The 25314-nt window shown below is 57.9% G+C and carries 34 protein-coding genes, 1 tRNA gene and 1 pseudogene; 17 read left to right on the top strand and 19 right to left on the bottom strand.

The window, feature by feature from the left end; translation table 11 throughout:
• The first annotated feature begins 59 nt into the window (after positions 1–59).
• The 11 genes from L6D63_RS27415 to L6D63_RS27365 all read left to right on the top strand — a co-directional run bounded on the left by L6D63_RS27415 (position 60) and on the right by L6D63_RS27365 (position 5436).
• Complete coding sequence (locus L6D63_RS27415; protein WP_131671931.1) at positions 60–704, top strand: DUF4406 domain-containing protein; 645 nt, start codon at positions 60–62, stop codon at positions 702–704.
• A complete protein-coding gene (locus L6D63_RS27410; protein ID WP_131671930.1) occupies positions 701–940 on the top strand; it encodes a hypothetical protein in 240 nt (79 codons plus the stop codon). Before L6D63_RS27415 ends, L6D63_RS27410 begins: the two co-directional genes overlap by 4 nt.
• Complete coding sequence (locus L6D63_RS27405) at positions 937–1584, top strand: hypothetical protein (protein WP_236170462.1); 648 nt, start codon at positions 937–939, stop codon at positions 1582–1584. Before L6D63_RS27410 ends, L6D63_RS27405 begins: the two co-directional genes overlap by 4 nt.
• A gap of 58 nt (positions 1585–1642) precedes the next feature.
• Positions 1643–2062, top strand: a complete 420-nt coding sequence (locus L6D63_RS27400; protein ID WP_131671929.1) for a hypothetical protein — start codon at positions 1643–1645, stop codon at positions 2060–2062.
• A complete protein-coding gene (locus tag L6D63_RS27395) occupies positions 2062–2481 on the top strand; it encodes a hypothetical protein (RefSeq protein ID WP_131671928.1) in 420 nt (139 codons plus the stop codon). Before L6D63_RS27400 ends, L6D63_RS27395 begins: the two co-directional genes overlap by 1 nt.
• 61 nt (positions 2482–2542) lie before the next feature.
• Positions 2543–2884, top strand: coding sequence for a hypothetical protein (locus tag L6D63_RS27390; RefSeq protein WP_131671927.1), 342 nt, complete (start codon positions 2543–2545; stop codon positions 2882–2884).
• The gene (locus tag L6D63_RS27385) at positions 2881–3195 is read left to right on the top strand and encodes a hypothetical protein (protein ID WP_131671926.1); all 315 of its coding nucleotides are present in this window, start codon (positions 2881–2883) and stop codon (positions 3193–3195) included. Before L6D63_RS27390 ends, L6D63_RS27385 begins: the two co-directional genes overlap by 4 nt.
• Before the next feature lie 16 nt (positions 3196–3211).
• Positions 3212–3520 carry a hypothetical protein gene (locus L6D63_RS27380; RefSeq protein WP_131671925.1) on the top strand — a complete coding sequence of 103 codons (309 nt, stop codon included), beginning with the start codon at positions 3212–3214 and terminating at the stop codon, positions 3518–3520.
• Positions 3521–3571: 51 nt separating this feature from the next.
• Positions 3572–4066 (top strand): hypothetical protein, encoded by a 495-nt coding sequence (locus tag L6D63_RS27375; protein ID WP_131671924.1) that lies wholly within the window; start codon positions 3572–3574, stop codon positions 4064–4066.
• A gap of 45 nt (positions 4067–4111) precedes the next feature.
• On the top strand, positions 4112–4324 hold the full coding sequence (locus L6D63_RS27370; RefSeq protein ID WP_131671923.1) for a hypothetical protein: 213 nt from the start codon (positions 4112–4114) through the stop codon (positions 4322–4324).
• On the top strand, positions 4324–5436 hold the full coding sequence (locus L6D63_RS27365; RefSeq protein WP_131671932.1) for a tyrosine-type recombinase/integrase: 1113 nt from the start codon (positions 4324–4326) through the stop codon (positions 5434–5436). Before L6D63_RS27370 ends, L6D63_RS27365 begins: the two co-directional genes overlap by 1 nt.
• Positions 5437–5525: 89 nt before the next feature.
• On the opposite strand, the gene L6D63_RS27360 is transcribed toward L6D63_RS27365, so the two are convergent.
• The 9 genes from L6D63_RS27360 to thrS form a co-directional block, all read right to left on the bottom strand.
• Positions 5526–5602: transfer RNA gene (locus L6D63_RS27360), tRNA-Pro, on the bottom strand.
• Positions 5603–5690: 88 nt separating this feature from the next.
• Positions 5691–6047, bottom strand: a complete 357-nt coding sequence (locus L6D63_RS27355; protein WP_003179985.1) for a MerR family transcriptional regulator — start codon at positions 6045–6047, stop codon at positions 5691–5693.
• The gene (ihfA, locus tag L6D63_RS27350; RefSeq protein WP_002553164.1) at positions 6028–6330 is read right to left on the bottom strand and encodes an integration host factor subunit alpha; all 303 of its coding nucleotides are present in this window, start codon (positions 6328–6330) and stop codon (positions 6028–6030) included. Before ihfA ends, L6D63_RS27355 begins: the two co-directional genes overlap by 20 nt.
• 3 nt (positions 6331–6333) lie before the next feature.
• A complete protein-coding gene (pheT, locus tag L6D63_RS27345) occupies positions 6334–8712 on the bottom strand; it encodes a phenylalanine--tRNA ligase subunit beta (protein WP_131671922.1) in 2379 nt (792 codons plus the stop codon).
• 26 nt (positions 8713–8738) lie between these two features.
• On the bottom strand, positions 8739–9755 hold the full coding sequence (gene pheS, locus L6D63_RS27340) for a phenylalanine--tRNA ligase subunit alpha (RefSeq protein WP_003226365.1): 1017 nt from the start codon (positions 9753–9755) through the stop codon (positions 8739–8741).
• 109 nt (positions 9756–9864) lie between these two features.
• Positions 9865–10221, bottom strand: coding sequence for a 50S ribosomal protein L20 (gene rplT, locus L6D63_RS27335; RefSeq protein WP_002553161.1), 357 nt, complete (start codon positions 10219–10221; stop codon positions 9865–9867).
• Between the two features lie 28 nt (positions 10222–10249).
• A complete protein-coding gene (gene rpmI, locus L6D63_RS27330; RefSeq protein WP_002553160.1) occupies positions 10250–10444 on the bottom strand; it encodes a 50S ribosomal protein L35 in 195 nt (64 codons plus the stop codon).
• A gap of 60 nt (positions 10445–10504) precedes the next feature.
• On the bottom strand, positions 10505–11056 hold the full coding sequence (gene infC, locus L6D63_RS27325; protein ID WP_170929410.1) for a translation initiation factor IF-3: 552 nt from the start codon (positions 11054–11056) through the stop codon (positions 10505–10507).
• Complete coding sequence (thrS, locus tag L6D63_RS27320; RefSeq protein ID WP_007961251.1) at positions 11056–12978, bottom strand: threonine--tRNA ligase; 1923 nt, start codon at positions 12976–12978, stop codon at positions 11056–11058. The genes infC and thrS overlap by 1 nt, the downstream gene beginning before the upstream one ends.
• Positions 12979–13357: 379 nt before the next feature.
• On the opposite strand from thrS, the gene L6D63_RS27315 reads away from it, so the two are divergent.
• Both L6D63_RS27315 and L6D63_RS27310 read left to right on the top strand, forming a co-directional pair.
• Complete coding sequence (locus tag L6D63_RS27315; RefSeq protein ID WP_041066136.1) at positions 13358–13657, top strand: hypothetical protein; 300 nt, start codon at positions 13358–13360, stop codon at positions 13655–13657.
• Between the two features lie 292 nt (positions 13658–13949).
• A complete protein-coding gene (locus L6D63_RS27310; protein WP_003179963.1) occupies positions 13950–14162 on the top strand; it encodes a cold-shock protein in 213 nt (70 codons plus the stop codon).
• A 72-nt stretch (positions 14163–14234) separates the two neighbouring features.
• Here the strand turns inward: L6D63_RS27310 and L6D63_RS27305 are convergent, their stop codons facing one another.
• The gene (locus tag L6D63_RS27305; RefSeq protein WP_131671921.1) at positions 14235–14552 is read right to left on the bottom strand and encodes an I78 family peptidase inhibitor; all 318 of its coding nucleotides are present in this window, start codon (positions 14550–14552) and stop codon (positions 14235–14237) included.
• A 168-nt stretch (positions 14553–14720) separates the two neighbouring features.
• A complete protein-coding gene (locus L6D63_RS27300; protein WP_041066130.1) occupies positions 14721–15026 on the bottom strand; it encodes a hypothetical protein in 306 nt (101 codons plus the stop codon).
• A 132-nt stretch (positions 15027–15158) separates the two neighbouring features.
• Here L6D63_RS27300 and L6D63_RS27295 point away from each other — a divergent pair, with 132 nt between their 5' ends.
• Positions 15159–15371 (top strand): hypothetical protein, encoded by a 213-nt coding sequence (locus L6D63_RS27295; RefSeq protein WP_131671920.1) that lies wholly within the window; start codon positions 15159–15161, stop codon positions 15369–15371.
• A 33-nt stretch (positions 15372–15404) separates the two neighbouring features.
• On the opposite strand, the gene L6D63_RS27290 is transcribed toward L6D63_RS27295, so the two are convergent.
• The 8 genes from L6D63_RS27290 to L6D63_RS27255 form a co-directional block, all read right to left on the bottom strand.
• Positions 15405–16433, bottom strand: coding sequence for a nucleoside hydrolase (locus L6D63_RS27290; protein WP_047293285.1), 1029 nt, complete (start codon positions 16431–16433; stop codon positions 15405–15407).
• A gap of 45 nt (positions 16434–16478) precedes the next feature.
• The gene (gene rbsD, locus L6D63_RS27285; RefSeq protein WP_047293284.1) at positions 16479–16883 is read right to left on the bottom strand and encodes a D-ribose pyranase; all 405 of its coding nucleotides are present in this window, start codon (positions 16881–16883) and stop codon (positions 16479–16481) included.
• A complete protein-coding gene (gene rbsK, locus L6D63_RS27280; protein WP_131671919.1) occupies positions 16880–17797 on the bottom strand; it encodes a ribokinase in 918 nt (305 codons plus the stop codon). Before rbsK ends, rbsD begins: the two co-directional genes overlap by 4 nt.
• 24 nt (positions 17798–17821) lie before the next feature.
• Complete coding sequence (locus tag L6D63_RS27275; protein WP_027611551.1) at positions 17822–18841, bottom strand: LacI family DNA-binding transcriptional regulator; 1020 nt, start codon at positions 18839–18841, stop codon at positions 17822–17824.
• A 3-nt stretch (positions 18842–18844) separates the two neighbouring features.
• Positions 18845–19822: an ABC transporter permease gene (locus L6D63_RS27270; protein ID WP_041066117.1), complete on the bottom strand. Its 978-nt coding sequence runs from the start codon at positions 19820–19822 to the stop codon at positions 18845–18847.
• Positions 19819–21372 carry a sugar ABC transporter ATP-binding protein gene (locus L6D63_RS27265; protein ID WP_047293277.1) on the bottom strand — a complete coding sequence of 518 codons (1554 nt, stop codon included), beginning with the start codon at positions 21370–21372 and terminating at the stop codon, positions 19819–19821. Before L6D63_RS27265 ends, L6D63_RS27270 begins: the two co-directional genes overlap by 4 nt.
• 56 nt (positions 21373–21428) lie before the next feature.
• Complete coding sequence (locus L6D63_RS27260) at positions 21429–22385, bottom strand: sugar ABC transporter substrate-binding protein (RefSeq protein WP_041066111.1); 957 nt, start codon at positions 22383–22385, stop codon at positions 21429–21431.
• Positions 22386–22586: 201 nt separating this feature from the next.
• The gene (locus tag L6D63_RS27255) at positions 22587–23042 is read right to left on the bottom strand and encodes a hypothetical protein (RefSeq protein WP_121186252.1); all 456 of its coding nucleotides are present in this window, start codon (positions 23040–23042) and stop codon (positions 22587–22589) included.
• Between the two features lie 349 nt (positions 23043–23391).
• Between L6D63_RS27255 and L6D63_RS27250 the strand changes: the two genes are divergently transcribed.
• From L6D63_RS27250 to L6D63_RS27240, 3 genes and pseudogenes are all read left to right on the top strand, one after another.
• Positions 23392–24480, top strand: coding sequence for an asparaginase (locus L6D63_RS27250; RefSeq protein WP_027611548.1), 1089 nt, complete (start codon positions 23392–23394; stop codon positions 24478–24480).
• Between the two features lie 178 nt (positions 24481–24658).
• Positions 24659–24949: a DUF1654 domain-containing protein gene (locus L6D63_RS27245; protein ID WP_131671918.1), complete on the top strand. Its 291-nt coding sequence runs from the start codon at positions 24659–24661 to the stop codon at positions 24947–24949.
• 4 nt (positions 24950–24953) lie between these two features.
• Positions 24954–25187 (top strand): annotated as a pseudogene (locus L6D63_RS27240) (deoxyribonuclease); the annotation flags it as partial.
• Between the last annotated feature and the right edge of the window lie 127 nt (positions 25188–25314).

The following is a 25314-nucleotide window of genomic DNA, read 5'->3' as shown; positions in this document are numbered from 1 at the left end:
AGCCCGCAAGTCATTCGAAAGCCAGAACGGCTACCACTCCAACCACGGGAAATAGCCCCATGCCCAAAGAAAACATCATCGATTGCCCAGCGCTGCACGAGCGCAGCACCAGCTACCCGTTTGGCGATCGAGTTCCGCGCACTGTCCGGATGCTCAAGGCCGTGACAGCTGACCCGATGCCTGACTACGTATACGTCAATGGCGATCTACCCGTGGCAAATGTCGGTCAATCGTATGTGGCATGGACGAATATTTACGGTGCCGTAGCGGCGGTGATGCCCGACGGAAAACGTCTTGGCCTGCGCCCTACTGAGTTCGAGGTCGACACTTGGCACGAACTCGACCCGACGCCAGCAGCGACTGGAGTAACGCTCATCGCGGACCGCTCCAACCGCCTCTACCTGGCCGGCCCGATGACCGGCTTCGAAGACTTCAACTTCCCCGCGTTCAACGCGATGGCCGCCCAGCTCCGGGCGCGCGGCTACGTCGTCGAGAACCCTGCCGAGCACGGCGTTGTCGAGGGTGCGGACTGGGCCGACTACATGGCCTACGACCTTACCCGCCTTGGCCTGTGCGGTCAGATCGCGGTGCTGCCCGGCTGGGAAAACTCGAAAGGCGCCCGGCTCGAAGTGCACATTGCCCGCGAGCTCGGCATGAAGGTTGTGAATGCCCATGATCTGGTATCGATGGAGATTGCAGGATGAACGGCATCCGAATAATGAAAAACGATTTGCTGCCTCCGATGACAATGATGGTGAGCCCCGATCTGTATCAGCAGCTGACGGAAACGCCGGAGCAGGCCGAGGCGCGGCGTGAATACACCCTGACCCAGTTGGCGACTTTGGCAGCGATGGTGAAAACGGCCGCCAGCCGCAAGCCCAGCGCATGCGAGCAACCACAAGCACATCCAGCTCGGTGCGGATGCGAAGAACTGCCATGACTGAAGTCCATCGATACAAAGCCGTGACGATGATTTCAGCGGCCGGCGCGACCATTGGATATGACCCGCACGGGCCTGATGTGGTGATGGCCGTCGAGTTCGACCGGGTCACCGCCGAGCGTGACGCCCTGCAGCAGCGCCTGAACGCAGCGGATCAGCGGATTGATGAGCTCGAGCGGGACAAGGAACGGCTGGATGCTCTGGAATCGAACTACTGGGATATCCGCTTCGGAAGCAGCCCCAACGGTGATGCCGGCGACAGCAGCATCAACATCGAGGTCGTCGGCCATTGGATGGATCAACCGGTCGAGCGCGTCATCGGCGAAAACTACAACGAGAACCTTCGCGCAGCGATTGACCAGGCCATGGCGGCGCCGGGGTATCCGCCAACAAGGCCGGAATACCCTGAGCCGGAACTCGGCGACGACGACTGGCACATGAATCCATGCAAGCAAGGTCACCGTGATGTCGGCGCCTCAGGCGGCGTAGCAGCGTGCAACCAGTGCGACGAGAAGATCGAAGCGGCCACGACTCAGGACGCTTTTGACCAGTGGAATGCATCACATCCACCAGCGCCTGAAAATCCAGGGAAGCCCTTCACCGAGCAGTTCCTCGAAGACCACCTCGGCAAACTCCCGCAGTAACCCGTAATTCCCTCCCCCTTCAAAGTCAGCCGCTATAGCGGCAAGGACGCGATCGCCCATGGAAAAGAAAAAGCTCGGCCCGGCCCACTATCGCTATGTCGATGATATCGGCCCCGAAGGGGTGACCATACGCTGTGAAAAGTGGCTCGTTTGCGGCGAAACCCCGCAGTGTTGGTATGTGATCCCTGAAGCCAGAAACTACCTAATGACCAACACTTTCTATGCCGAGGCGCTCAAGAACACCAGAAAGCGCATTCTCAAATATGCCGGCGGGAAGAAGTTCTGCTACCCCACCCGTGAGGAGGCCTTCAACTCCTACCGAATCCGCAAGCACTGGCAGCTCAAGCACACCGAGCATGCCTTCCAGCGCGCGCAGACCGCGCTGGCCGAGATAAATCGCATCACTACGCCGCCAGCGCGTCCTCACCTCTGCGAGGGCGGCGATTACTTCAAGCAAATGAATTGGGGTGAGTACTGATGATCGACTACACGGAACTCAAACGGCTCGCCGAGGCTGCCAAGAACGATTGTGGCGATTACGTGGCGCTGAATGATTACGGCATGGCCGTTCCGCCTGCCGTGGTGCTTGAACTGATTGCCGACGTCGAGCGAAGCCAGCGCATGCTCCTTGCCGCATGCATGGAAATGGGTGCGATTGGCAATGCCCTCGGTGCCGACATGAACAGCGACGGTGAAGAAATTCTGTCGATGGTCGTGGATATGCAGAGTGAGCTGGAGGAGGCGCAGGCCGATCTGGCGAAAGAGAAAACCATCTCCAAGGGCTGGTACGAAAACTGGAGCGGCGTTATCGCCGAGCGTGACCAACTCAAGGCTGAGCGGGACAACCTGCGCGAAGACCGCGACGGTCTACTTGAAGCAGGAGCGCACCTACTATGATCTTTATTCCAATTGCCGCCCCGCTCTACATGGCCTACCTGATCTACAGGGGGCCGTGGCGATGAACGAACGTGAAATGTTGGAACTGGCTGCAAAGGCAGCTGGATACGATACATCTCATCCGATAAACGCCAATCGCTTGGAGATGGATCCGCCTGTTGCCGCGCTTCTCGTTCGAAAGGACGGGGATGTCGTGACAACTGGTTGGGATCCGCTTAACGACGATGGCCATGCACTCCGCCTGGCTGTACAGCTCGGGATCTGCATTGTGTTTATGGAGGACTGCGATTCGGTTGGAGCTGAAAACTCGGCGCATGGCGTAATGATCATTGAGGCGATGGACAGTTACGGAACCCGTCGAGCAATCGTCCGGGCCGCAGCAGAAATCGGCAATCGGCAGTGAGCCGCCTGGTCAGCGTCCGCACCGAGGAACTGACCGGCCCGGCGCTGGACTGGGCAATCAACGCGATCGAGGGTGATCAGCAGCCCGGCACCGGTCAGCTGGATCTCTTCGCCCTTCCCGACGCCGAGCAACTGATCACGAAGTACGGCGTCTGGGTCGATGTTGGCATCCGCCACCCTTGGCTGGCCGACATGACAAACGATCCGTTCAACCGCCAGCCCGGCGAAACCCGAACCATCGCAGTGTTCCGCGCCGTTGTCTTCGCCAAGCGTGGCGCCACGGTCAACGTGCCCACCGAACTCGTCCATTAACCACGGAGGTACATCCATGGCTGAGATCTTCGAATTCCCGGCCAGCACCAGGCTGCACAACCGAAAGGTTCTGCAAAACCAGGCTGAGCGGAAGAAGCTGGCCGACTGGTTCCGCGCGATGGCGGCGCACATCGAGGGCGACGAAATCGAACGCGAGCCATTGGCGGCAATGATCGTCCTGAGCAGCGCCGGCGGCGATGAGGTCTGCCATGTTGGCTACTCCGACCACAAGGAAGTTAGCCTTCGCCAAGCCGGGTACGCCGCGAAGCAGCTGGTATCAATCTCCTACACCCGACGCGGCGGCAATTTCTTCGACCGCTGGTAACTCCTCTCCCAACTCAACAGCCTGCCGGTATACGGCGGGCGAGGTATTCGTATGTCCGCACTGAACCGCTTCCACGAAACTGCGAGCGATGCGTTGGAGAAGATCAGCGCCAGCCTTCCTGAAGGCGCAAAGCTCTGCCTGACCATCTACACCCCAGAGAAACCAGAACTCGACATCGTTCTGCAGGACAAAGGGCTCGACTTGAACGAGGTGGTTTCCACCTTGCGCCGGCGTGGCCTGAGCATCGACGGCGACAACGCCTACAAGCGCGATCTGCTCGACGCGGTTGTAGGCGCCCTTGCACTCGGCGCGCAGAACGACAACCCGCCACCGGCAAGTCATTGGGGCCAACGCTTCTGGGATATCGGCCGGGAGGAACGCGGGCTGCACGAAGAGCTGGTCGCGGCACTAAAGCTCAACCGCGAGAACCTGCGCGCCTGCCAAGCGACCATCCACCTGTGGGGCGGCTTCGACCCTGCCTATGTGAACGATGCCCAGGCAGCAATGGCTGTTGCCGACGCGGTGCTCGTAAAGGCCGGCGCATAACCCATCACCACCTTCTGCCGCCATGCGCGGCATGGAGCATCATCAATGAAAAAAGAGCTGATCAAGATCAGTGAATTCCAGCGCCGGCGCTGGGGTGAAAACGGCACACCACCCTGCCCCCAGGCGATCCGCAACTACATCCGCAACGGCAAGGTGCCGGGCGAGCAAATCGGCAAACTCTGGTACGTTGATTGGATAGCGTTCAGTCGGTCAGAAGGCAATGATCTGGTCGCGATGGTATTGAAAGGAGCTGCATGATGGTCCCACGGCCGCGCAACAAGGCGAACAAGAGCCTACCGCAGAACCTGTACTTCGATTCGCGGCGCTCGACCTATCGCTACCGCCGGCCTACCGACGGTAAGTGGTTCCAGTTCGGCACCGACCGGATCAAGGCGATCGACGCCGCGAAGCAGTTGAACCTGGAGTTCATGCGCGGCGCTGACCTGATCGGCGCCGTGATGGGCAGCACATCTGAATCCTTCGCCGGCTTCCTCGATACATACGAGCGCGACGTGCTACCACCGCGCGAACTGGCAAAAGGAACCTTGGGCCTCTATGCCGTGCACTTCCGCCGTTTCCGGAAGCAGTTCGAAGGCAAAGCGGTAGACCAGATCACGATCCGCATGATCGCGGAAATGCTGGACGCCCTCACGCCGCGCACTGCCAACCAATGCCGAGCCCTGCTGATCGACATCTTCAATCACGCAGCGGCCAAAGGCCTGTGCCCGGACAACCCGGCTGCCAGCACCATCAACCGGATTGAGAAGAAACAGCGCAAGCGACACACCGTCGAAGGCCTGAAGGCCATCCGGGAAAAATCACCGTTCTGGCTGCAGAACGCTATCGACCTGGCACTGATCACCGCACAGCGCCGGACGGACATTTTGAACATGCGGTTCGACGGTGTTCGGGAAGGTTTTTTGTATGTGGTGCAGCAGAAGACGGCAAAGGCCAGTGACGCGGCGTGGATTCGGTTCAAAGTAACTGAAGAACTCCAAGCTGTTATCAGCCGGTGCCGGGATGACATCGTCTCGCCTTACCTGGTCCATCGCCGGCCAGACCGCAAAAAGCAGAAGCAGGCGCAGACGAAGGAACACTGGACGCAGGTCGAAGAGCGATATTTGACGCGAGCCTTCAAGGAGGCCCGGGAAGCAGCGGGTTGTTACAAGGGATGGAAGGAAGAGGAAATGCCAGGCTTCCATGAAGTGCGTGCGCTATCGCTGCACCTGTACCAGAAAGCCGGAAAGGACGGTCAGAAGATCGCCGGCCACGCCAGCGAGACCATGACGAAGAACTACCAGAAAGACCACGCAGAAATCGTCTGGTCGGAGGCAATCCCTGACCTGAATATCAGCGAAATCACCAAGTAGTTTTGCGCAAGTTTTGCGCGGGTTTTGCGCAGGCACAAAAAAGCCGATCCATCTGATCGGCTTAAGTGTCTGATTTTATTCAGGAAATATGGTCGGGACGGAGTGATTCGAACACTCGACCCCTAGCACCCCATGCTAGTGCGCTACCGGACTGCGCTACGCCCCGACTGGTTTGGAACCTGCCCTTCATCTCGAAGAGCGCTCAAGAATATAGCGCAAGCTTTTGAAAACTGGAAGTATTCAAACGCAGCTTTTTATTTCTTGAGCACCACCAATACATCTTCAAGCTCAGCGATCATCTGGCGGATCATTTGCTTGTATTGGGTGGTGTCGTCTTTGGCTTCATCGCCGGACAAACGCAGGCGCGCGCCGCCGATGGTGAAACCCTGATCGTAAAGGAGCGCGCGGATCTGCCGGATCATCAGCACGTCCTGGCGCTGATAATACCGGCGATTTCCGCGGCGTTTGACGGGGTTGAGCTGAGGAAACTCCTGCTCCCAGTAGCGCAGCACGTGTGGTTTTACCGCACACAGCTCGCTGACTTCACCAATGGTGAAGTAGCGTTTGCCCGGGATGACGGGTAGCTCGTCGTTATGACTTGGTTCCAGCATAAGCCTCAACTCGGGCCTTCAACTTCTGCCCTGGACGAAAGGTGACCACACGGCGAGCCGTGATCGGGATTTCTTCCCCCGTTTTCGGGTTGCGGCCAGGCCGCTGGCGTTTGTCCCGAAGGTCGAAATTGCCGAAACCGGACAATTTGACCTGCTCGTTGTCTTCAAGAGCGTGCCTGATTTCCTCGAAAAACAGTTCGACCAATTCCTTGGCTTCCCGCTTGTTCAGGCCCAGCTCTTCATACAGACGTTCCGCCATCTCAGCTTTCGTCAAAGCCCCCATACGTCACTTCCTTAACGTGGCGTTCAACCTTTGTTCGAGCGAGGTGAGGATATTTTGCGTCGTCGAATTCACCTCATCGTCATTAAGAGTGCGCGATGGATGCTGCCAGGTCAAGCCAACTGCAAGGCTTTTTCTATCAGGATCAATGCCTTTACCCTGATACACGTCAAACAGCCTGAGATCCGTGAGCCATTCGCCTGCATTTTCACGGATTACGTCCAGTACAGCCGAGGCCGCGACGTCTTTGTGCGCGATCAGTGCAAGGTCACGACGCACTTCAGGAAAACGCGACAACTCGTGGAATTGCGGCATTTTTCCGGAAGCGACTTCAGCCAAAACCAGCTCGAAGACGAATACCGGACGATCCAGACCCAAGGCTTTGGACAGTTCAGGGTGAATCGCACCGATGAAGCCGACTTCACGCCCATCACGTTCAATGCGCGCGGTTTGACCCGGGTGCAGCGCCGGATGTTTGCCCGGAGTGAAAGTGAAGGCATCCAACGCACCGGCGTAACCCAGCACCGCTTCAACGTCAGCTTTCACATCGAAGAAATCAATGCTGTCGCGACCTTGCGCCCAGCCTTCCGGCAGACGGCTGCCGCAAACAACACCCGAGAGCATCGGCTCTTGCTTCAGACCTTCCAGCTGACCGACGAAGCGCAGACCGCTTTCGAACAGACGCACGCGATCCTGTTGACGATTCAGGTTGTGCTGCAACGCTTTGACCAGGCCCGGCCACAGCGACGAGCGCATGGCAGCCATGTCATTGGAAATCGGGTTGGCCAGCAGCAGCGGCTCAACGCCCGGATTGAACAGTTCGAACTGCTTGGGATCGATGAAGCTGTAAGTGATCGCTTCCTGATAACCACGGGCAACCAGCAGACGACGCAACTCAGGCAGCTCGCTGCGTGCTTCAGCTTTGGCTTGTGGCGCCAGACGCGCTTGCGGGTAACGAACCGGCAGACGGTTGTAGCCGTAAAGACGCGCCAGCTCTTCGATCAGATCGACTTCCAGGCTGATGTCGAAGCGATGGCTTGGCACTTCCACGCGCCACTGCCCTGCTCCATCAGCGGAAATCTTCAGACCCAGGGCGCTGAGCAGACGCTCGACCTGCGCCGAATCCATTTCCATCCCCAGCATCTGGGTGATGCGCTGTGCACGCAGGGTGATCGGGGCGATCGACGGCAGGTGTTGCTCGCTGACGGTCTCGATGATCGGGCCGGCTTCACCACCGGTGATTTCCAGCAGCAGGCCAGTGGCGCGCTCCATGGCTTCACGGGCCAGTTGCCAGTCCACGCCACGCTCGTATCGGTGCGAAGCATCGGTGTGCAGGCCGTAGGAACGGGCCTTGCCCGCCACAGCGATCTGGTCAAAGAACGCACTTTCCAGGAACACGTCGCGCGTGGTCGCGGACACACCGCTGTGCTCACCACCCATTACGCCGGCAATCGCCAGAGCACGAGTATGGTCGGCGATCACCAGCGTATCGCTGCGCAGGCTGACTTCCTGACCGTCGAGCAGTACCAGCTTCTCGCCCTCTTCCGCCATACGCACGCGGATGCCGCCATTGATTTCGGCGAGATCGAACGCGTGCAGCGGCTGACCCAGCTCGAGCATCACGTAGTTGGTGATGTCGACGGCAGCGTCGATACTGCGCACTTCGGCGCGGCGCAGTCGTTCAACCATCCACAGCGGGGTCGGCCTGGACAGGTCAACGTTACGGATGACACGCCCCAGGTAACGCGGGCAAGCGGCAGGCGCCAGCACGTCTACCGGACGCACTTCGTCGTGCACTGCCGGAATCGCCATGACCGCCGGACGGGTAACCGGAGCGGCGTACAGCGCACCCACTTCACGGGCCAGACCGGCCAGCGACAGGCAGTCGCCACGGTTCGGGGTCAGGTCGACCTCGATGCTGGCGTCTTCCAGATCCAGATACACACGGAAATCTTCGCCCACCGGCGCATCGGCCGGCAGTTCCATCAGACCGTCGTTGCCTTCACCAATCTGCAACTCGGCTTGCGAGCACAACATGCCGTTGGACTCGACGCCGCGCAGCTTGGCCTTCTTGATCTTGAAGTCGCCCGGCAGTTCGGCGCCGATCATGGCGAACGGAATCTTCAGGCCCGGACGCACGTTTGGCGCACCGCACACGACCTGGAAGGTCTCCGCGCCATTGCTGACCTGGCACACACGCAGCTTGTCGGCGTCAGGGTGTTGCTCGGTGCTCAGCACCTCGCCCACGACCACGCCGCTGAATACACCGGCGGCCGGGGTCACGCTATCGACCTCCAGACCCGCCATCGACAGACGAGCAACCAGCTCGTCGCGACTTACCTGCGGGCTAACCCAGCCACGCAGCCATTGTTCACTGAATTTCATCCTGCTCTCCTAAGAATTCGTTACGACTAGCGAAATTGCGCGAGGAACCGCAAGTCGTTGTCGAAGAACAGACGCAAGTCGTTCACGCCGTAACGGAGCATGGCCAGACGCTCGACGCCCATACCGAAAGCAAAACCGGAGAACTCTTCCGGATCGATGCCAGACATGCGCAGCACGTTCGGGTGGACCATGCCGCAGCCCATGACTTCCAGCCAGCCGGTCTGCTTGCAGACGCGGCAGCCTTTACCGCTGCACATCACGCACTCCATGTCGACTTCAGCGGATGGTTCGGTGAACGGGAAGTACGAAGGACGGAAACGTACGGCCAGCTCTTTCTCGAAGAACACCCGCAGGAATTCTTCGATGGTGCCTTTGAGATCGGCGAAATTGATATCGCGATCGACCAGCAGGCCTTCGACCTGGTGGAACATCGGCGAGTGGGTGATATCGGAGTCGCTGCGATACACACGACCTGGGCAGACGATGCGGATCGGCGGCTGCTTGGACTCCATGGTGCGGACCTGTACCGGCGAGGTATGAGTGCGCAGCAACATGTTCGCATTGAAATAGAAAGTGTCATGCATCGACCGGGCCGGGTGGTGGCCTGGGATGTTGAGCGCTTCGAAGTTGTGATAGTCGTCTTCGACCTCAGGGCCTTCGGCGATGCCGTAGCCGATGCGGGTGAAGAACTGCTCGACTCGTTCCAGAGTCCGGGTCACCGGATGCAGACCGCCAGAGGTCTGGCCACGGCCCGGCAACGTCACGTCAATGGATTCGGCAGACAGTTTGGCAGCCAGTTCGGCTTCTTCAAACAGGGCCATGCGCGCATTGAGAACGCCTGTAACACGCTCCTTGGCAACGTTGATCAGGGCGCCGACTTGCGGACGCTCTTCTGCCGGCAAATTCCCCAGGGTCTTCATCACCTGAGTCAATTCACCCTTTTTGCCAAGGTATTGAACCCGGATTTGCTCCAGGGCATTGATATCTTCAGCGCTTTGCACAGCCTCTAGTGCTTGAGAGACCAGCGCATCCAGGTTTTCCATGTACAGACTCCAGATACAAAATAGGGGAAGAGCTTGAAGGCTCTTCCCCTATTTATGACGTTTAACACCTGACCCCACAGAGGTGAGGCCGGGTGACTGTCGGGGGTACTTAAGCCAAGGTGGCTTTAGCTTTCTCGACAATCGCAGCAAACGCCGCTTTTTCGTTCACTGCCAGATCAGCCAGAACCTTACGGTCGATCTCGATGGACGCTTTTTTCAGGCCAGCAATGAAACGGCTGTAGGACAGACCGTTAACACGAGCACCAGCGTTGATACGAGCGATCCACAGAGCGCGGAACTGACGTTTTTTCTGACGACGGTCACGGTAGGCGTATTGGCCTGCCTTGATTACCGCTTGCTTGGCAACACGGAATACGCGGGAGCGTGCGCCGTAGTAGCCTTTAGCAAGTTTCAGAATTTTTTTGTGACGCTTACGGGCAATGACGCCACGCTTTACACGAGCCATGAGTTACTTCCTCTATTCTTGACTAAAATTAACGAAGGCGCAGCATGCGCTCGACTTTTGCCACGTCAGACGGATGCAGCAAGCTGCTACCGCGCAGTTGACGCTTACGCTTGGTCGACATTTTGGTCAGGATGTGGCTCTTGAAAGCGTGCTTGTGCTTGATACCGTTAGCAGTTTTCAGAAACCGCTTAGCAGCACCACTTTTGGTTTTCATTTTTGGCATGTTCGGATACTCCGCATTCAGTTGATAAACATAATCAGAAGGCCTGCCGTGCCCTGTTGATTACTTCTTCTTTTTCGGGGCGATGACCATGATCAGCTGGCGTCCTTCCATCTTAGGATGCTGTTCGACCGAACCGTACTCGAGCAGGTCAGCTTCAACCCGCTTGAGGAGTTCCATCCCCAGCTCCTGGTGGGCCATCTCACGGCCGCGGAATCGCAAGGATACCTTGGCCCTGTCCCCGTCACTCAGGAAACGTACCAGGTTGCGCAGTTTTACCTGGTAATCCCCTTCCTCCGTCCCTGGACGAAACTTGATTTCTTTTACCTGAATCTGCTTCTGGTTTTTCTTCGCTGCTGCAATCTGCTTCTTCTTTTCGAAGATCGATTTGCCGTAGTCCATCACCCGGCAAACCGGTGGGACTGCGTCAGCAGAGATTTCTACCAGATCAAGCTTTGCTTCTTCAGCAATACGAAGCGCTTCATCAATCGAGACGATGCCAATCTGCTCGCCATCAGCGCCAATTAACCGAACCTCGCGTGCCGAGATATTCTCGTTGATCGGGGCTTTCGGTGCAGCTCGTTTATCTTGTCTCATTTCACGCTTAATAATAATTACTCCGAATCTGGGCGACCACGCCGGGAAACCGCTTGCGCGAGAAACTCAGCGAACTGGGCGACGGGCATCGAGCCCAGGTCAGCACCTTCACGAGTACGCACAGCGACAGTCTGCATCTCGACTTCCTTATCTCCGATAACCAAAAGATAGGGAACCTTGAGCAAAGTATGCTCGCGGATTTTAAAGCCGATCTTTTCATTTCTCAAGTCGGACTTGGCACGAAATCCGCTTTCGTTGAGAGTTTTTTCAACCTGAGCGACGAAATCTGCCTGTTTATCAGTGATATTCATGATCACTGCCTGGGTTGGCGCGAGCCACGCAGGGAATGCACCTTCGTAATGCTCGATCAAAATCCCGACGAAACGCTCAAACGAACCGAGGATCGCGCGGTGCAACATCACCGGATGCTTGCGGCTGTTGTCTTCGGAGACGTATTCGGCGCCGAGACGGACAGGCAGGTTGAAATCGAGCTGCAAGGTACCACACTGCCAGACGCGACCGAGGCAATCTTTCAGCGAGAACTCGATCTTCGGACCGTAGAACGCACCTTCGCCCGGTTGCAGATCATACGGCAGGCCCGCGCTATCGAGGGCTGCCGCCAGTGCCGCTTCGGCGCGATCCCACAGCTCGTCGGAACCTACGCGTTTTTCCGGACGAGTGGACAGTTTCATCTCGACGTCGGTGAAGCCGAAGTCGCGATAAACATCCATGGTCAGCTTGATGAACGCTGCGGATTCAGCCTGCATCTGCTCTTCGGTGCAGAAAATGTGCGCGTCGTCCTGAGTGAACGCGCGCACCCGCATGATGCCGTGCAACGCACCCGACGGCTCGTTACGGTGGCACGCACCAAACTCGGCCAGACGCATCGGCAGCTCGCGGTAGCTCTTCAGCCCCTGATTGAACACCTGCACGTGGCACGGGCAGTTCATCGGCTTGATGGCGTAGTCGCGGCTTTCCGACTCGGTGGTGAACATGTTGTCGGCGTAGTTGGCCCAGTGCCCGGATTTTTCCCACAGACTGCGATCGACCACTTGCGGGGTCTTGATCTCGAGGTAGCCATTGTCACGCTGCACCTTGCGCATGTACTGCTCGAGCACTTGATACAGGGTCCAGCCGTTCGGGTGCCAGAACACCATGCCCGGCGCTTCTTCCTGGGTGTGGAACAGGCCCAGGCGCTTGCCGATCTTGCGGTGATCGCGCTTTTCCGCTTCTTCGATGCGCTGGATGTAAGCCGCCAGCTGCTTCTTGTCTGCCCAGGCAGTACCGTAAACGCGCTGTAGTTGCTCGTTCTTGGCATCACCGCGCCAGTAGGCACCGGACAATTTGGTCAGTTTGAAGGACTTCAGGAAACGCGTGTTCGGCACGTGCGGGCCGCGGCACATGTCGACGTATTCTTCGTGGTAATACAGGCCCATGGCCTGCTCGTTCGGCATGTCCTCGACCAGACGCAGCTTGTAATCTTCGCCGCGAGCCTTGAACACTTCGATCACTTCGGCGCGCGGAGTGACTTTCTTGATGACGTCGTAATCCTTGTCGATCAGCTGATGCATGCGCTGTTCGATGGCGGCCATGTCGTCCGGCGTAAAAGGACGTTCGAAGGCGATGTCGTAATAGAAGCCTTCGTCGATAACCGGGCCGATGACCATTTTCGCAGTCGGGTACAGTTGCTTGACCGCATGGCCAACCAGGTGCGCGCAAGAGTGGCGAATGATCTCCAGCCCCTCTTCATCCTTTGGCGTGATGATTTGCAGCGTCGCGTCGCTGTCGATGATGTCGCAGGCGTCAACCAGCTTGCCGTTGACCTTGCCGGCCACGGTGGCCTTGGCCAGACCGGCACCAATGGATGCGGCGACCTCGGCTACGGAAACCGGGTGATCGAATGAACGTTGACTGCCGTCGGGAAGAGTAATAGTTGGCATGGCGCCTCCTCTCCTAGTGGTGACCCCTACCAAAGGTCACGTGGGTTGGGATGAGCCAGTACAAGATCCGATCCAGGCCATTCAATGACGAACGCCTGCCTTACAGCGGCAGGAGCCTTGCGGCCAACCGGAAAACCGAACCAGAGTGACTGGGATTCAAATCAGGGTTTCGCACGCTGACCGCTTCGGGGCTGAAGGCCATCCGGAGCCTGAGAACGCATGAGCCCGGCATGCTAGCACAGATGAGCGGTCATCGAGTCGAAGGATTTTCAGTGCTGAAGATTTATGCATTTTTGCGGCGCAAAGTGAACTTGGGATATACGCTTTGCCTCAAATAAGCTGAGAATCGTCGCCGATATCAACCCAAGGAGTTTCCGACATGCGCCTTATCCGACTTTTTGCTTACGCGGCCCCGCTGGCCCTGCTACTGCCGCTGAGCGCCAACGCGGCCTGGCCTGCCGGTGTCAAAGCCCAGTACATGAACGACTGCACCGCCGCCGCCAGCAAGAGCGTCAATCCAGCCGAAGCCAATAAACACTGCGCTTGCGGTGCCGATGTTCTGGAAAAGAAATTCACCACGCAAGAGATCGCGCAGCTGATGGACAAGAACACCCCGCCAAGTGGTGAACTGGGTCAACGCGCACTGAAAGAAATCTCGGTTTGCCGCGTGCAGAAATAAGCGCTGACGAATGTTTTTTCGGGCGTCCGGCAGACCAAAAATCGCTAAAAAGACCCCGAAATCGATAATTTACGCAGGTTTTATAGCTTTTTTTACACCCTCTTCTTTCGGCCAAAAGCCACTGAAACCGGGGCTTGCAGACATTTCAGAGGTTGAAATCGATGCAATATGAAAGCAAACAGCACGTCCGGGGGGCTACCAAAGCGAACATTTCGACTATGATACCCGGGTGTGCCCAGTTGGCCTGAGCAGCACAGTACTACTGAAAATATATGTTTCTTGGAGATACACCATGTCTAATCGCCAAACCGGCACCGTTAAATGGTTCAACGATGAAAAAGGCTTCGGCTTCATCACTCCTCAAGGTGGCGGTGACGACCTGTTCGTACACTTCAAAGCTATCGAATCCGACGGTTTCAAAAGCCTGAAAGAAGGCCAGACCGTCTCTTTCGTGGCTGAGAAAGGCCAAAAGGGTATGCAAGCTGCACAAGTTCGCCCAGAGTAATTTCCCGGCGCGCTAAAAAAACCCCGTCCATGTGACGGGGTTTTTTATGCCTGCAACAAAAGCGCTCTGCGATCAACCGCAGTTGACGCGGGTGACCACCAGGTTGTTGTCGGTGTTCAGATTCAAGCGATCGGAGCGGTATTCCAGCGTGATCATGTCGCTTGGCTTGAGGAAACGGGCGTTTTGCGCGCCAGCCTTGGCACGCGCCTGATCGAGCAGTTCCGGCGAAGCCTTTTTACCGATGGCAAATTCCGCTGCCTTTGCTTCACAGCGGCTGTGACCGGCATCGGTCGCCACAGGATCCTTTGCCGACTCGCTGGAGGTCGTGCTGCAACCGGCCAACATGACAACGGCCATAAGTGCACCCAGAGACGCGAACTTCAAAGGCATGAAGCCTCCTTCTTTCAAATGGTTAAGCTGAGATCGTGCGACCGCCAATCTGGCGTTTGGTTTCACAACCAATGCTGCCACCCTGCCCCACGATCCGGAAAAACGCTGAGTCTGCCTGAAGAGCGTGCAGCGCATCCTCACACAATCGTCACCGAATATTAACGAAGCTCAATAGACGTCGATGTAGTCGAGCGGCGGATTCGGCCAGTTGTCTTTCAGTGCGTTGAAAATCTGCATCACCCAGACTTCATCACTGGCCGCGACATTGCCGACATACCCCGAACCCTTGGCCCAGGTTTCCAGGCGAAAGAGCAGGCCGTCAATATCCTGCCCGCCGGTCACACCGGAAGAAATATAGGCAATCCCACCCTTGGTCACGCGCAGTTGCGTGTGTACATCATCGCTGGCCGACGCGAGCAACTGGCGCACAGCGTCAAGTGTGAGGCCGTCGGGGGAATTCAAATCGATCTGCACAGCACATTCCTTGGTTCAGCCGGAAAAGACCAAGTGTCGCATAGCGTCGCGCCCATGCCTAAGTCGCAGTGCCAAACGCCCGACAAAGTGGTTAACTCGCGCTCAGACATTCCCGACTTTTCGAGCGCACTCATGAGCACCGTAAGCATCTCCGCCGACATCAAGGTTCTTTGGCCGAAGGGGCACAGTTCGTATAGCCCGGGCAGTTCGGAGGAGCTGGCGCTGATCAGCATCGATCTACTGGTCAAGACGATGGGAACACAAGGCGCACAAACGTTTATCGCTCAAGTGTTCGAACGGTACCAGCATGACGACAAGAGCACGCCGGACACGGAGATGGAGTAAAAACCCGCAGACTTGCACCTGCGGGTCCTGGCCTTACTTCAAGCGCTTCAGACGCTCAGTCAGCAGATCGAAGAAACCTTGGGCATCGCCATTCTCGACCCAAAATGCGTTTTTCGGCTGTTTCAGACCATCGTACCAGTCGACCACGGTCTGACCGAACGTGATCCCCTCACGGCTGTCGATGGCCACGTTCACCGAGCGACCGGTGAACAGCTCCGGCTTGAGCAGGTAAGCAATGACGGTAGCGTCATGCACCGGACCGCCAGGGATGCCGTAGTGCTCCATGTCGCCCTTGATGTACTCGTTGAGGATGTCGCCGACAATCTTGCTCGCATTGTTGTTGAGCGCGGCAATCTGCTTCAGGCGGGCGTCGCTGGTGAGAATCTTGTGGGTCACGTCCAGCGGCAGATAGGTCAGTTTTACACCACTCTTGAGTACCACTTCTGCCGCTTGCGGGTCGGCAAACAAGTTGAATTCGGCCACCGGGGTAATGTTGCCGCCATTGAAGTGCGCGCCGCCCATAATCACCACTTCCTTGATACCGTTAACGATCTCCGGCTCCTGGATCAGCGCCAGCGCCAGGTTGGTCTGAGGACCCAGCATGGCGATGGTGATGCTGTGCGGCTTGGCTTTTTTCAGGGTATCGATCAGGTAGTTGACCGCATTGCCTTCGGCCAGGCCTTTTTTCGGCTCATGCACGGTGACACCCGACAGGCCTTCCTTGCCATGGATGTTCTCGGCGTAGATCGGTGTACGCATCAGCGGCTTCGGCGCGCCGGCGTAAACCGGAACGTCCTCGCGCCCTGCCCACTCGCGAGCCAGGCGCGCGTTGCGCGAAGTCTTGTCGAGGCGCACGTTGCCGGCCACGGTGGTCAGTGCGCGGATGTTCAGTTCGTCCGGCGAAGCCAGGGCGAACAGCAAGGCGACCACATCGTCGGCACCCGGATCGGTGTCGATGATCAGGTCGATCTTTTCAGCAGCCTGAGCGCTGGTGGCGGTCATAAAAGACAAAAGCAGCAGACTCCGAAGCAATTGGTGGAGTTTGTGAGCGTAACGGTGCATGGCGCATTCCTTGTGCTGATGAAAATGAAAGGGTCGAAAACCCGATTAGAACGTTACTCCGGCCACCAGCACGATGTTGCAGTACGGCTGACATTCGCCTGTACGAACAATCGCCCGTGCCTGTCGGCTAAGGACCTTGAATTGCTCATGAGTCAGCAGATCGCGCCGACCGAGGGCGCCCTCTTCTTGCAACTCGTCCAGCACAACCAGGGCGGTCGGCTGCTTGTCGAGGATTTCGTTGGCCAGCACATGGCTCTCCACCTGCATCTCGCTGAGCACGACTTTCAGGGTACTGACAAAATCCGGAACGCCGTGGGTCAGCGCCAGATCAATCAGTTCAACACCAGGAGGAACCGGCAGTCCGGCGTCACCGATCACCACCATGTCACCATGGCCCAGGGATGCGATCAGCCGCGACAACGCGACGTTGAGCAAAGCAGTCTTTTTCATGCGGATTTGAACGCCTGTACGTCGGACATGGTGGGAATGGAAGGCTGTGCGCCGGCCCGGGTCACAGATAACGCTGCAGCGACTTGCCCGTAACGGATCGCCTCAGCCTCGGATTTGCCACTGGCAAGCGCTGCGGCAAAACCACCAACAAAGGTATCGCCCGCGGCGGTGGTATCGACCGCCTTCACCTTGGGCGCCGGGAAATGCTCGAAATCTTTGCCATTGGCAAATAGCGAACCTTGCGCGCCGAGGGTAACGATGACCTTGCCCGCGCCCATTGCGATCAACTGGCTGGCAGCGCTTTCTGCGGCCTCCAGCGAATCGACTGGCAACCCGCTCAATGCAGCGGCTTCGCTTTCGTTGGGAATCAGGTAATCGATGGCGGTATACCAGTCTGCCGGCAGCGGACGACTGGCCGGCGCCGGGTTTAAAATCACGGTCTTGCCCAGCGCACGCGCACGCTTGAGCGCATGCCCCACCGTTGCATCCGGGATCTCCAGCTGGCAGATAATCACGTCGGCCGCCTGCAGAACTGCATCAAAGCGGTCAATCACCGCCGGGGTCATTGCACCGTTGGCGCCAGCAACGATCACGATGGCGTTCTGACTGTTGTCATCGACCACGATCAGCGCCACGCCACTGGAGTCGGCAACCGTGCTCACCGCCTGACAATCGATCTGCTCGGCCAGCAATGCGTCGCGCAATTGCACGCCGTAGTCATCGTTGCCAACACAGCCGACCATCGCCACCTGCGCACCCAGGCGCGCAGCAGCGACTGCCTGATTGGCGCCCTTGCCGCCGGACACGGTGGTAAAGGAATGACCGATCAGCGTTTCACCGCCCTTGGGCAGCCGTGGTGCCCGGGTGACCAGATCCATGTTCAGGCTGCCTATTACCACTACATTTGCTGGCATACATCACTACTCGTCAATTCGGTTTCAGCGGTACTCGGTGAATACGCCGGACAGCGGCGCAGTCGATTCGCGCAAGACAATACTCGGGGTCACGATCCGTTGATCGGTGACCAGACTCGGGGTAGCAATCCTTCGCAGCAACACTTCGGCAGCCATCTCGCCCAACTGCAGGATCGACTGGCCAACGGTGGTCAGCGCCGGGTACACGTAGCGACTCATCTGGATATCGTCGAAGCCGATCACCGACAGCTCGCTCGGTACGCGGACATTGCGCTCGGCCGCCGCGCGCAGCACACCGATCCCGATCATGTCGTTACCGGCGAAGATCGCACTCGGCGGATTGCTTTCAAGCAGGATCGCCGCCGCGTTGTAACCGCCAGTGCTGGTGAAATCGCTTTCCAGCATGCGCTCGGCCCGCACCTTGATGCCCGCCTCCTGCAGCGCTCGACAAAAACCGGCCTGACGCATTTGCGCCACGCTGGTGCTCGACGGACCGCCGATGGTGGCGATGTCACGATGGCCCAGCTCCAGCAGGTGACGCGTCGCCAGATAGGCACCATATTCATGGTCGATGCGCACCAGGTCGGCGTCCACGCCATCCAGCCCGCGGTCGACGATGACCATCGGCGTTTTCACCCCGGCCAGCCCTTGCGCGAGCCCGATGTCGCCACCGGCGGAGGCGACGATCAGGCCGTCAATGCGCTTCTCCAGCAGCACGCGCAAATAGCTGCGCTGTTTTTCCGGGTTATCGTCAGAGTTGCAAAGGATCACGCAATAGCCGTTACGCTCACAGTAATCCTCGATACCCCGAGCCAACTCGGCAAAATACGGGTTGAGGCTGTTAGGCACCAATAAGCCAATGGTCGCAGTGGTCTTGGCTTTCAGTGAACGCGCCACGGCACTTGGCACGTAATCGAGGCTTTTGATGGCCGCCTCGACCTTCAACCGCACCTCCTGACTGACCGGCCGGGTCTTGTTCACCACGTGAGAAACCGTGGTGTAGGAAATCCCCGCGAGCGCCGCCACATCCTTGATCGTTGCCATGGCTTAGCCCCGTCGACTGGCGCGTTGACTGCGATAGGTATCGAGTACCACCGCAATGACGATCACCGCACCGGTGATAATGCGCTTGGTTGGCTCGGTCGCACCGATCTGCGCCAGACCGGCGGCGAGCACTGAAATGATCAACACGCCGAAGAAGGTGCTGATCACCGAACCACGCCCCCCCATCAGGCTGGTGCCACCAATGACCACCGCAGCGATCACTTGCAGTTCGAGGCCGGAGCCGGCATTCGGATCCGCCGCTTCCAGACGGGAAATCTGGAACAGCGCGGCGATGCCCGCGAGCAGCCCCATCAGGCTGAACACCAGAATCTTGTACGGTTTTGGATTGATCCCGGCCAGACGCACCGCTTCTTCGTTGGTGCCGATGCCGATCAGGTAGCGACCGAATACGGTGCGGGTCAGCACCGCTTGCGCAATGAAGATCACAAGCAAGGCAATGATGAACGACGGCGAGATACCAAAGGCGATCGGGTTCGACAGCCAGGCAAACGAATCACCGATGTAGGCGGTGCGCGAACCGGTCATCTGATACGCCAGGCCACGGGCCATTTCCAGCACACCGAGCGAAACGATGAATGACGGAATGCGCCACGCCACAGTGATCGAACCGGTCACCGTACCCGCCAGTGCAGCCACCGCCATACCGAGCAGAGCGGAAGGCAACACGCTCCAGCCCCAGCCGAGAATCGCGACGCTGACTGTCGAGGCGGCAAGTGCCAGCACCGAACCGACCGACAGGTCGATGCCGCCGATGATCAGCACGAAGGTCATGCCCACCGCCAGCACCATCAGATCAGGGATCTGGTTGGCCAGCGTGCTGAAGGTGTCGTAGGACAGAAAGTGGCTGCTCATGACCGAGAACAACGCCACCATCGCCAACAAGGCACCCGCCAGGCCCAGATAGGTGCCAAGACCGTAGAAATTGCCACCACGTTTGCCGGCAGAAGATGCAGTTTTCATGGGAGTTCCCTAGGCGCCGCTTCATTGAGCTGCGCATCACGTTTTTGGTAGCCGGCGAACGCGGCAGCAAGCAAATCATCCTGGGTCCAGCTGTCGCGCTCGAAGGTATCGATCAAACGCCCTGCCGACAGAACGCCGATCCGGTCGCAGATCAGCATCAGCTCGCGCAGGTCACTGGATACAACCACCAGCGCTTTGCCCTGACGCGTCAACTCGCCCAGCAAGGCATAGATATCGAACTTGGCACCCACATCAATGCCGCGAGTCGGCTCGTCGAACAACAGCACCGAGCAATCACGCTCCAGCCAGCGACCGATCACGACCTTCTGCTGATTGCCGCCAGACAGCTCGGAAACCAATTGGGTCGGGCTCGAACTGCGGATGCGCATGGCGTTGATCTGGCGCTGCGCCAAGGAAATTTCGTTGCTGTTATTGACGACCCCGGCCCGGGAAATTTCCGGCATGTTGCCCAAAGCAATATTGGCGCTGATCGACTGGCTGAGCAGCAAGCCTTCACCCTTGCGGTCTTCGGTGATCAGGGCGATGCCGTGCTTCACTGCATCAACCGGCGAACGCACACTGACCTCCTGCGCCGGCGAACCCAGCGCAATCGTGCCGCTGTCGGCGAGGTCGGCGCCAAAAATCAGCCTTAGCAATTCAGTGCGCCCAGCTCCGATCAGCCCGGAAATCCCGAAAATCTCGCCAGCACGCACTTCAAAGGAAACATCGCGCACCTTGTCGGAGCGGGTCAGGCCCCTGACCGTCAGGGCTGGCGCGCCAATCTTGCGCGGGCCCATGTCGATGTGTTCGCCCAGCTCACGGCCGACCATCAAGGTCACCAACTGCTCACTGTTATAGTTGGCCATCGGCTCGACGCAGACCAGATTGCCGTCACGCAGCACAGCAATGCGTTGCGCAACTCGCGCCAGCTCTTCCAGGCGGTGGGAGATATAGATGATCGCAACCCCACGCGCCTGTAAACGGGTGATCTGCTCAAAGAGCATTTCCACTTCACGGGCAGTGAGCATGGCCGTCGGCTCATCAAGAATCAGCACATGACAATCGCCGATCAGGTTGCGTGCGATCTCGACCATCTGCTGATGCCCGATACCCAACTCGCCGACTAGAGTGTCCGGATCAATCGCATCGAGGCCGACCTGCGCCATGGCTTCGATGGCGGCCTTGCGCAATTGCTTGCGACTGATCCAGCCGCCGTTGCTCGGCAGGTTGTCGAGAAACAGGTTTTCCGCCACCGACAGGGTCGGCAGCAGATTGAGTTCTTGCATGACCATGCGCACGCCCAGCTCTTCGGCCTGGGTGCGGCTGCCAGGGCGGTAGTCTTTGCCCTGGAACTGCATCTGGCCTGTGGTCGGCGTAACCAGACCACCAATGATCTTCGACAGAGTGCTTTTACCGGCACCATTTTCACCGGTCAGCGCCAGCACTTCACCGCGCATCAGCGTCAAGTCGATGCCCGTGAGCACCGGCTGCGCATAGGTCTTACCGATACCGCTGACCGAGAGGACAGCGTTCGGGGCGGAAACTGACATAAAAACTCTCCATGCGCTCGTCCGGACGGACGAGCGCCGTTGTGTCGCCGAAAGACTTACTGGGTGACCAGCTCGACTGGCGTTTCAATCACGCCATTGGCGCCGCTGTCGACTTTTTCGCCCTTGAGGATTTTCAGTGCGGTCTCAATACCGAACACAGCCTGCTTGGCAGCGAACTGATCGGCCGTCGCCAGCACTCGACCGTCCTTGAGCATCGGCTTGATCGCGTTGATATTGTCGTAACCGACCACTTGTACCTTGCCCGCCTTGCCGGCAGCGCGCACAGCGGAAACAGCGCCGACGGCCATACTGTCGTTACCCGCCAAGAGCGCTTTCACATCCGGGTATTCGCTGAGAATCGAAGCAGCAACCTTGTTGCCCTTGTCGATTTCCCAGTCGCCCGATTGCAACGAAACCACCTTGATCTGCGCCGCGTCCATCGCATCCTTGAAGCCGGCGGTGCGCTGCTGGGCGTTGGTGGTGGTGGACACACCTTCGATGATGCCGACTTCGTCACCGGCCTTCAGTTGCTTGGCCAGGTACTCACCGACCAGACGCGCACCCTTGCGGTTGTCCGGCCCTACGAATGGCACACTGATATTTTTGCTTTTGACGATTTGCGGATCGAGCTGGTTGTCGATGTTGATCACGGTGATGCCGGCATCGACGGCTTTCTTGATGACCGGCACCATGGCCTTGGAATCGGACGGTGCGATGACCAGCGCGTTGACCTTGGCCAGAATCATCTGCTCGACGATGCGGGTCTGGCCGGCGGTATCGGTCTCGTCCTTGATGCCGTTGGAGATCAGGTCAAAATCGGCGGAGTGTTCTTTCTGGTAAGCCTTGGCGCCATCTTCCATGGTCAGGAAGAATTCGTTGGCCAGGGATTTCATGACCAATGCGACTTTGGGTTTTTCCGGGGACTCGGCGAAGGCCGAAGAGACAGGTAGTGCGGCGGCTGCAGCAGCCAGCATAGCGACAGCAAGAAGACGTCCAGCGAATGGCAGCTTCATGGGTTCACTCCGATCTTATGATTATTGTGAGCAACGCTCGCGCTGGCGTAAGCTTCAGCGCTCTCTTCCGGCCAATAGAGCACCGGGGAAGCCGCGCAAACGTTTGCGTAGACCGAACTATGCGAATCCCGCCGACATTTGTCAACAATCAGAAATCATCGTTTTATCGCAGGGCGAATCGGCTGATTCGCCCTTCCCTGCTTACGCCGTGGTACTGACCAGGTTGCCGCTGGTTGAGTCCTTGGACATTTCCTTGACCAGTGCCGCCGCGACTTCCATCAGCGCGCCGCTGGTTTGCGCGATCTGGCCCTGAACGGACATGACCGCCTGTGACTTGGCCTCGGGCGTCGGATAACTTGCCGCCTGCGCCGCCGCCAATTGTTGTTGCTGTTCTTGCAGTTGCTTCTGCAATTCCTGCATCCGCTTGAGCAACATTTTGACGGTGATGCTCAGGCTATCGCCGCTGTCAGCGCTACTCGCCTGGCTGGCTTCTTGCGCAGGTCCACCGGTTCTGACCTGGTTGCTTTGCTCTTTTTCAACGCCCAGCGCCTCTTCGGATGCGTCTGCTTCCGCCTGGTTCATTGCATTGATTGTCGCTGCGGTCTTACCGCCGATGGTGACTGCGCCGGGATGTGAAAAACCGATCGTCAGTGACATGTGAACTCCCTAAATAATCGTTTCCTTTAACACCCATCGGCCTGCTGACGGGTTTCTTTAGCAGAAAAGCCGAAACCGGCAAGCGGCTTCGTTCGTCAAGAGTTGTAGCCTTTTTCGGTGAGCCGAACATGAAAGGTCCCAATATTCGGAAACCCGGACAGGTGATCGGCACAACCATTGGCCGATCCATAAAATCCTGATGTAAATCATGATGTTAAACATTTCTCTAAAGCAAAGTAGCGCTGGTACGGATCCTGCTCCTTAGCCTGGACCCCGAGCATTCAGATCGGCTCGGGGCGCATCTAGATGAACCTGCATCAGCACCGTCTCACTACTAGAGAGAAAAATAATGAAATCTGCTTTCAACACCTTGGTACCGGGCGCTTTGGCCCTCCTCCTGCTCCTGCCAACCGCCCTTCAGGCAAAAGAAGTCGAAACCCAGACCAAACTCGCCAACGTCGTGGTACTTGCCACTGGCGGCACCATTGCCGGTGCCGGCGCCAGCGCAGCCAACAGCGCCACCTACCAGGCGGCCAAGGTTGGCATTGAACAACTGATTGCCGGCATCCCCGAGTTGAGCAAACTGGCAAACGTGCGTGGCGAACAAGTCATGCAGATCGCCTCGGAAAGCATCACCAACGACAACCTGCTGCAACTGGGTCGTCGCGTGTCCGAACTGGCCGACAGCAAAGACGTCGATGGCATCGTCATCACCCACGGTACCGACACCCTGGAAGAAACTGCCTACTTCCTCAACCTGGTCGAGAAGACCGACAAGCCGATCATCGTCGTCGGCTCGATGCGTCCGGGCACCGCCATGTCGGCGGACGGCATGCTCAACCTGTACAACGCCGTCGCCGTGGCCAGCAGCAAAGAAGCGCACGGCAAAGGCGTGCTGGTGACCATGAATGATGAAATCCAGTCCGGTCGCGACGTGAGCAAAATGATCAACATCAAGACCGAGGCGTTCAAAAGCCCCTGGGGGCCGCTGGGCATGGTGGTCGAAGGCAAATCCTATTGGTTCCGCTTGCCAGCCAAGCGCCACACCATGGATTCGGAATTCGACATCAAGAACATCAAGAGCCTGCCTGACGTAGAAATCGCCTATTCCTACGGCAACGTTGATGACACCGCCTACAAAGCACTGGCCCAGGCCGGCGCCAAAGCCATCATCCATGCCGGTACCGGCAATGGTTCTGTTTCTTCGCGCGTAGTGCCGAGCCTGCAAGCCTTGCGCAAAGACGGCGTGCAGATCATCCGCTCGTCCCACGTCAACGCCGGTGGTTTCGTTCTGCGTAACGCCGAACAACCTGACGACAAATACGATTGGGTCGTCGCTCACGACCTGAACCCGCAAAAAGCCCGGATCCTGGCCATGGTCGCCCTGACCAAAACCAACGACAGCAAAGAGCTGCAACGGATGTTCTGGGAATATTGATTGGCCCTCGCCTGAGCCTTTCCGGATCGGGCAACCTGCTCACCACTCGCCCGCGCGGCGGGTGGTGCAGCCACCTACGCTGCGCGCGACTTTTTCGCACAAAATAATCGACCCGGCTTACACCAAAATCGCAAAAGCGCTGTCAGAGGATTTTCTTGAATTTTAAGCAGTTGCGAAAATGCTTACAGTTAAATACTGTATGCACGTACAGCTTAATAAGGATAACCTCGTGGCCACCCCCCCTGATGCTCCTGCTGCTTACGAACGCATGGGTATGCGCGTTCAAAAAATCATCAATTCCCCTACCGCACAAAAAGCCAAAGCCGCGTTGATCTTCCGTCTGCCGGACGAGCCTGTGGATGCATGGGAGCAACTGCTCGAGGAAATCGACGAGAACGACAACGTCACACTCGCCTATCGCGACGATGGTGGCGTGCAGATTTTTTGGGTTGTGCCGAAGGAAGATTGATTCAATGAGTGTCCGCTGTTTTGCATTACTGTTGCTGTTCATCGCTTTTGGCGCCCAGGCTGGCGCTCCCCGCACCTTTACCGAGGCCAAGAAAGCCGCCTGGAAGCTGTATGCACCGCAGTCCACCGAGTTTTACTGCGGATGCAAATACACTGGCAACAAGGTGGACTTGAAGGCTTGCGGTTATGTGCCACGCAAAAATGCCAAGCGCGCTTCGCGCATCGAATGGGAGCATGTGAAATATGCCGGTTGTAACATGTTACAAATATAAGTGCATGATTCTAATCATTTTTTATTCTGTAACGCTTTTACCACCTTCCAGCTATTCGCTTACACAGAACTCCAGTCGCTCGACTCTTTCAGAA

The sequence above is a fragment of the Pseudomonas parakoreensis genome, assembly GCF_021602155.1.
Taxonomy (GTDB): domain Bacteria; phylum Pseudomonadota; class Gammaproteobacteria; order Pseudomonadales; family Pseudomonadaceae; genus Aquipseudomonas; species Aquipseudomonas parakoreensis.
This window is presented reverse-complemented; position numbering and strand designations above follow the sequence as displayed.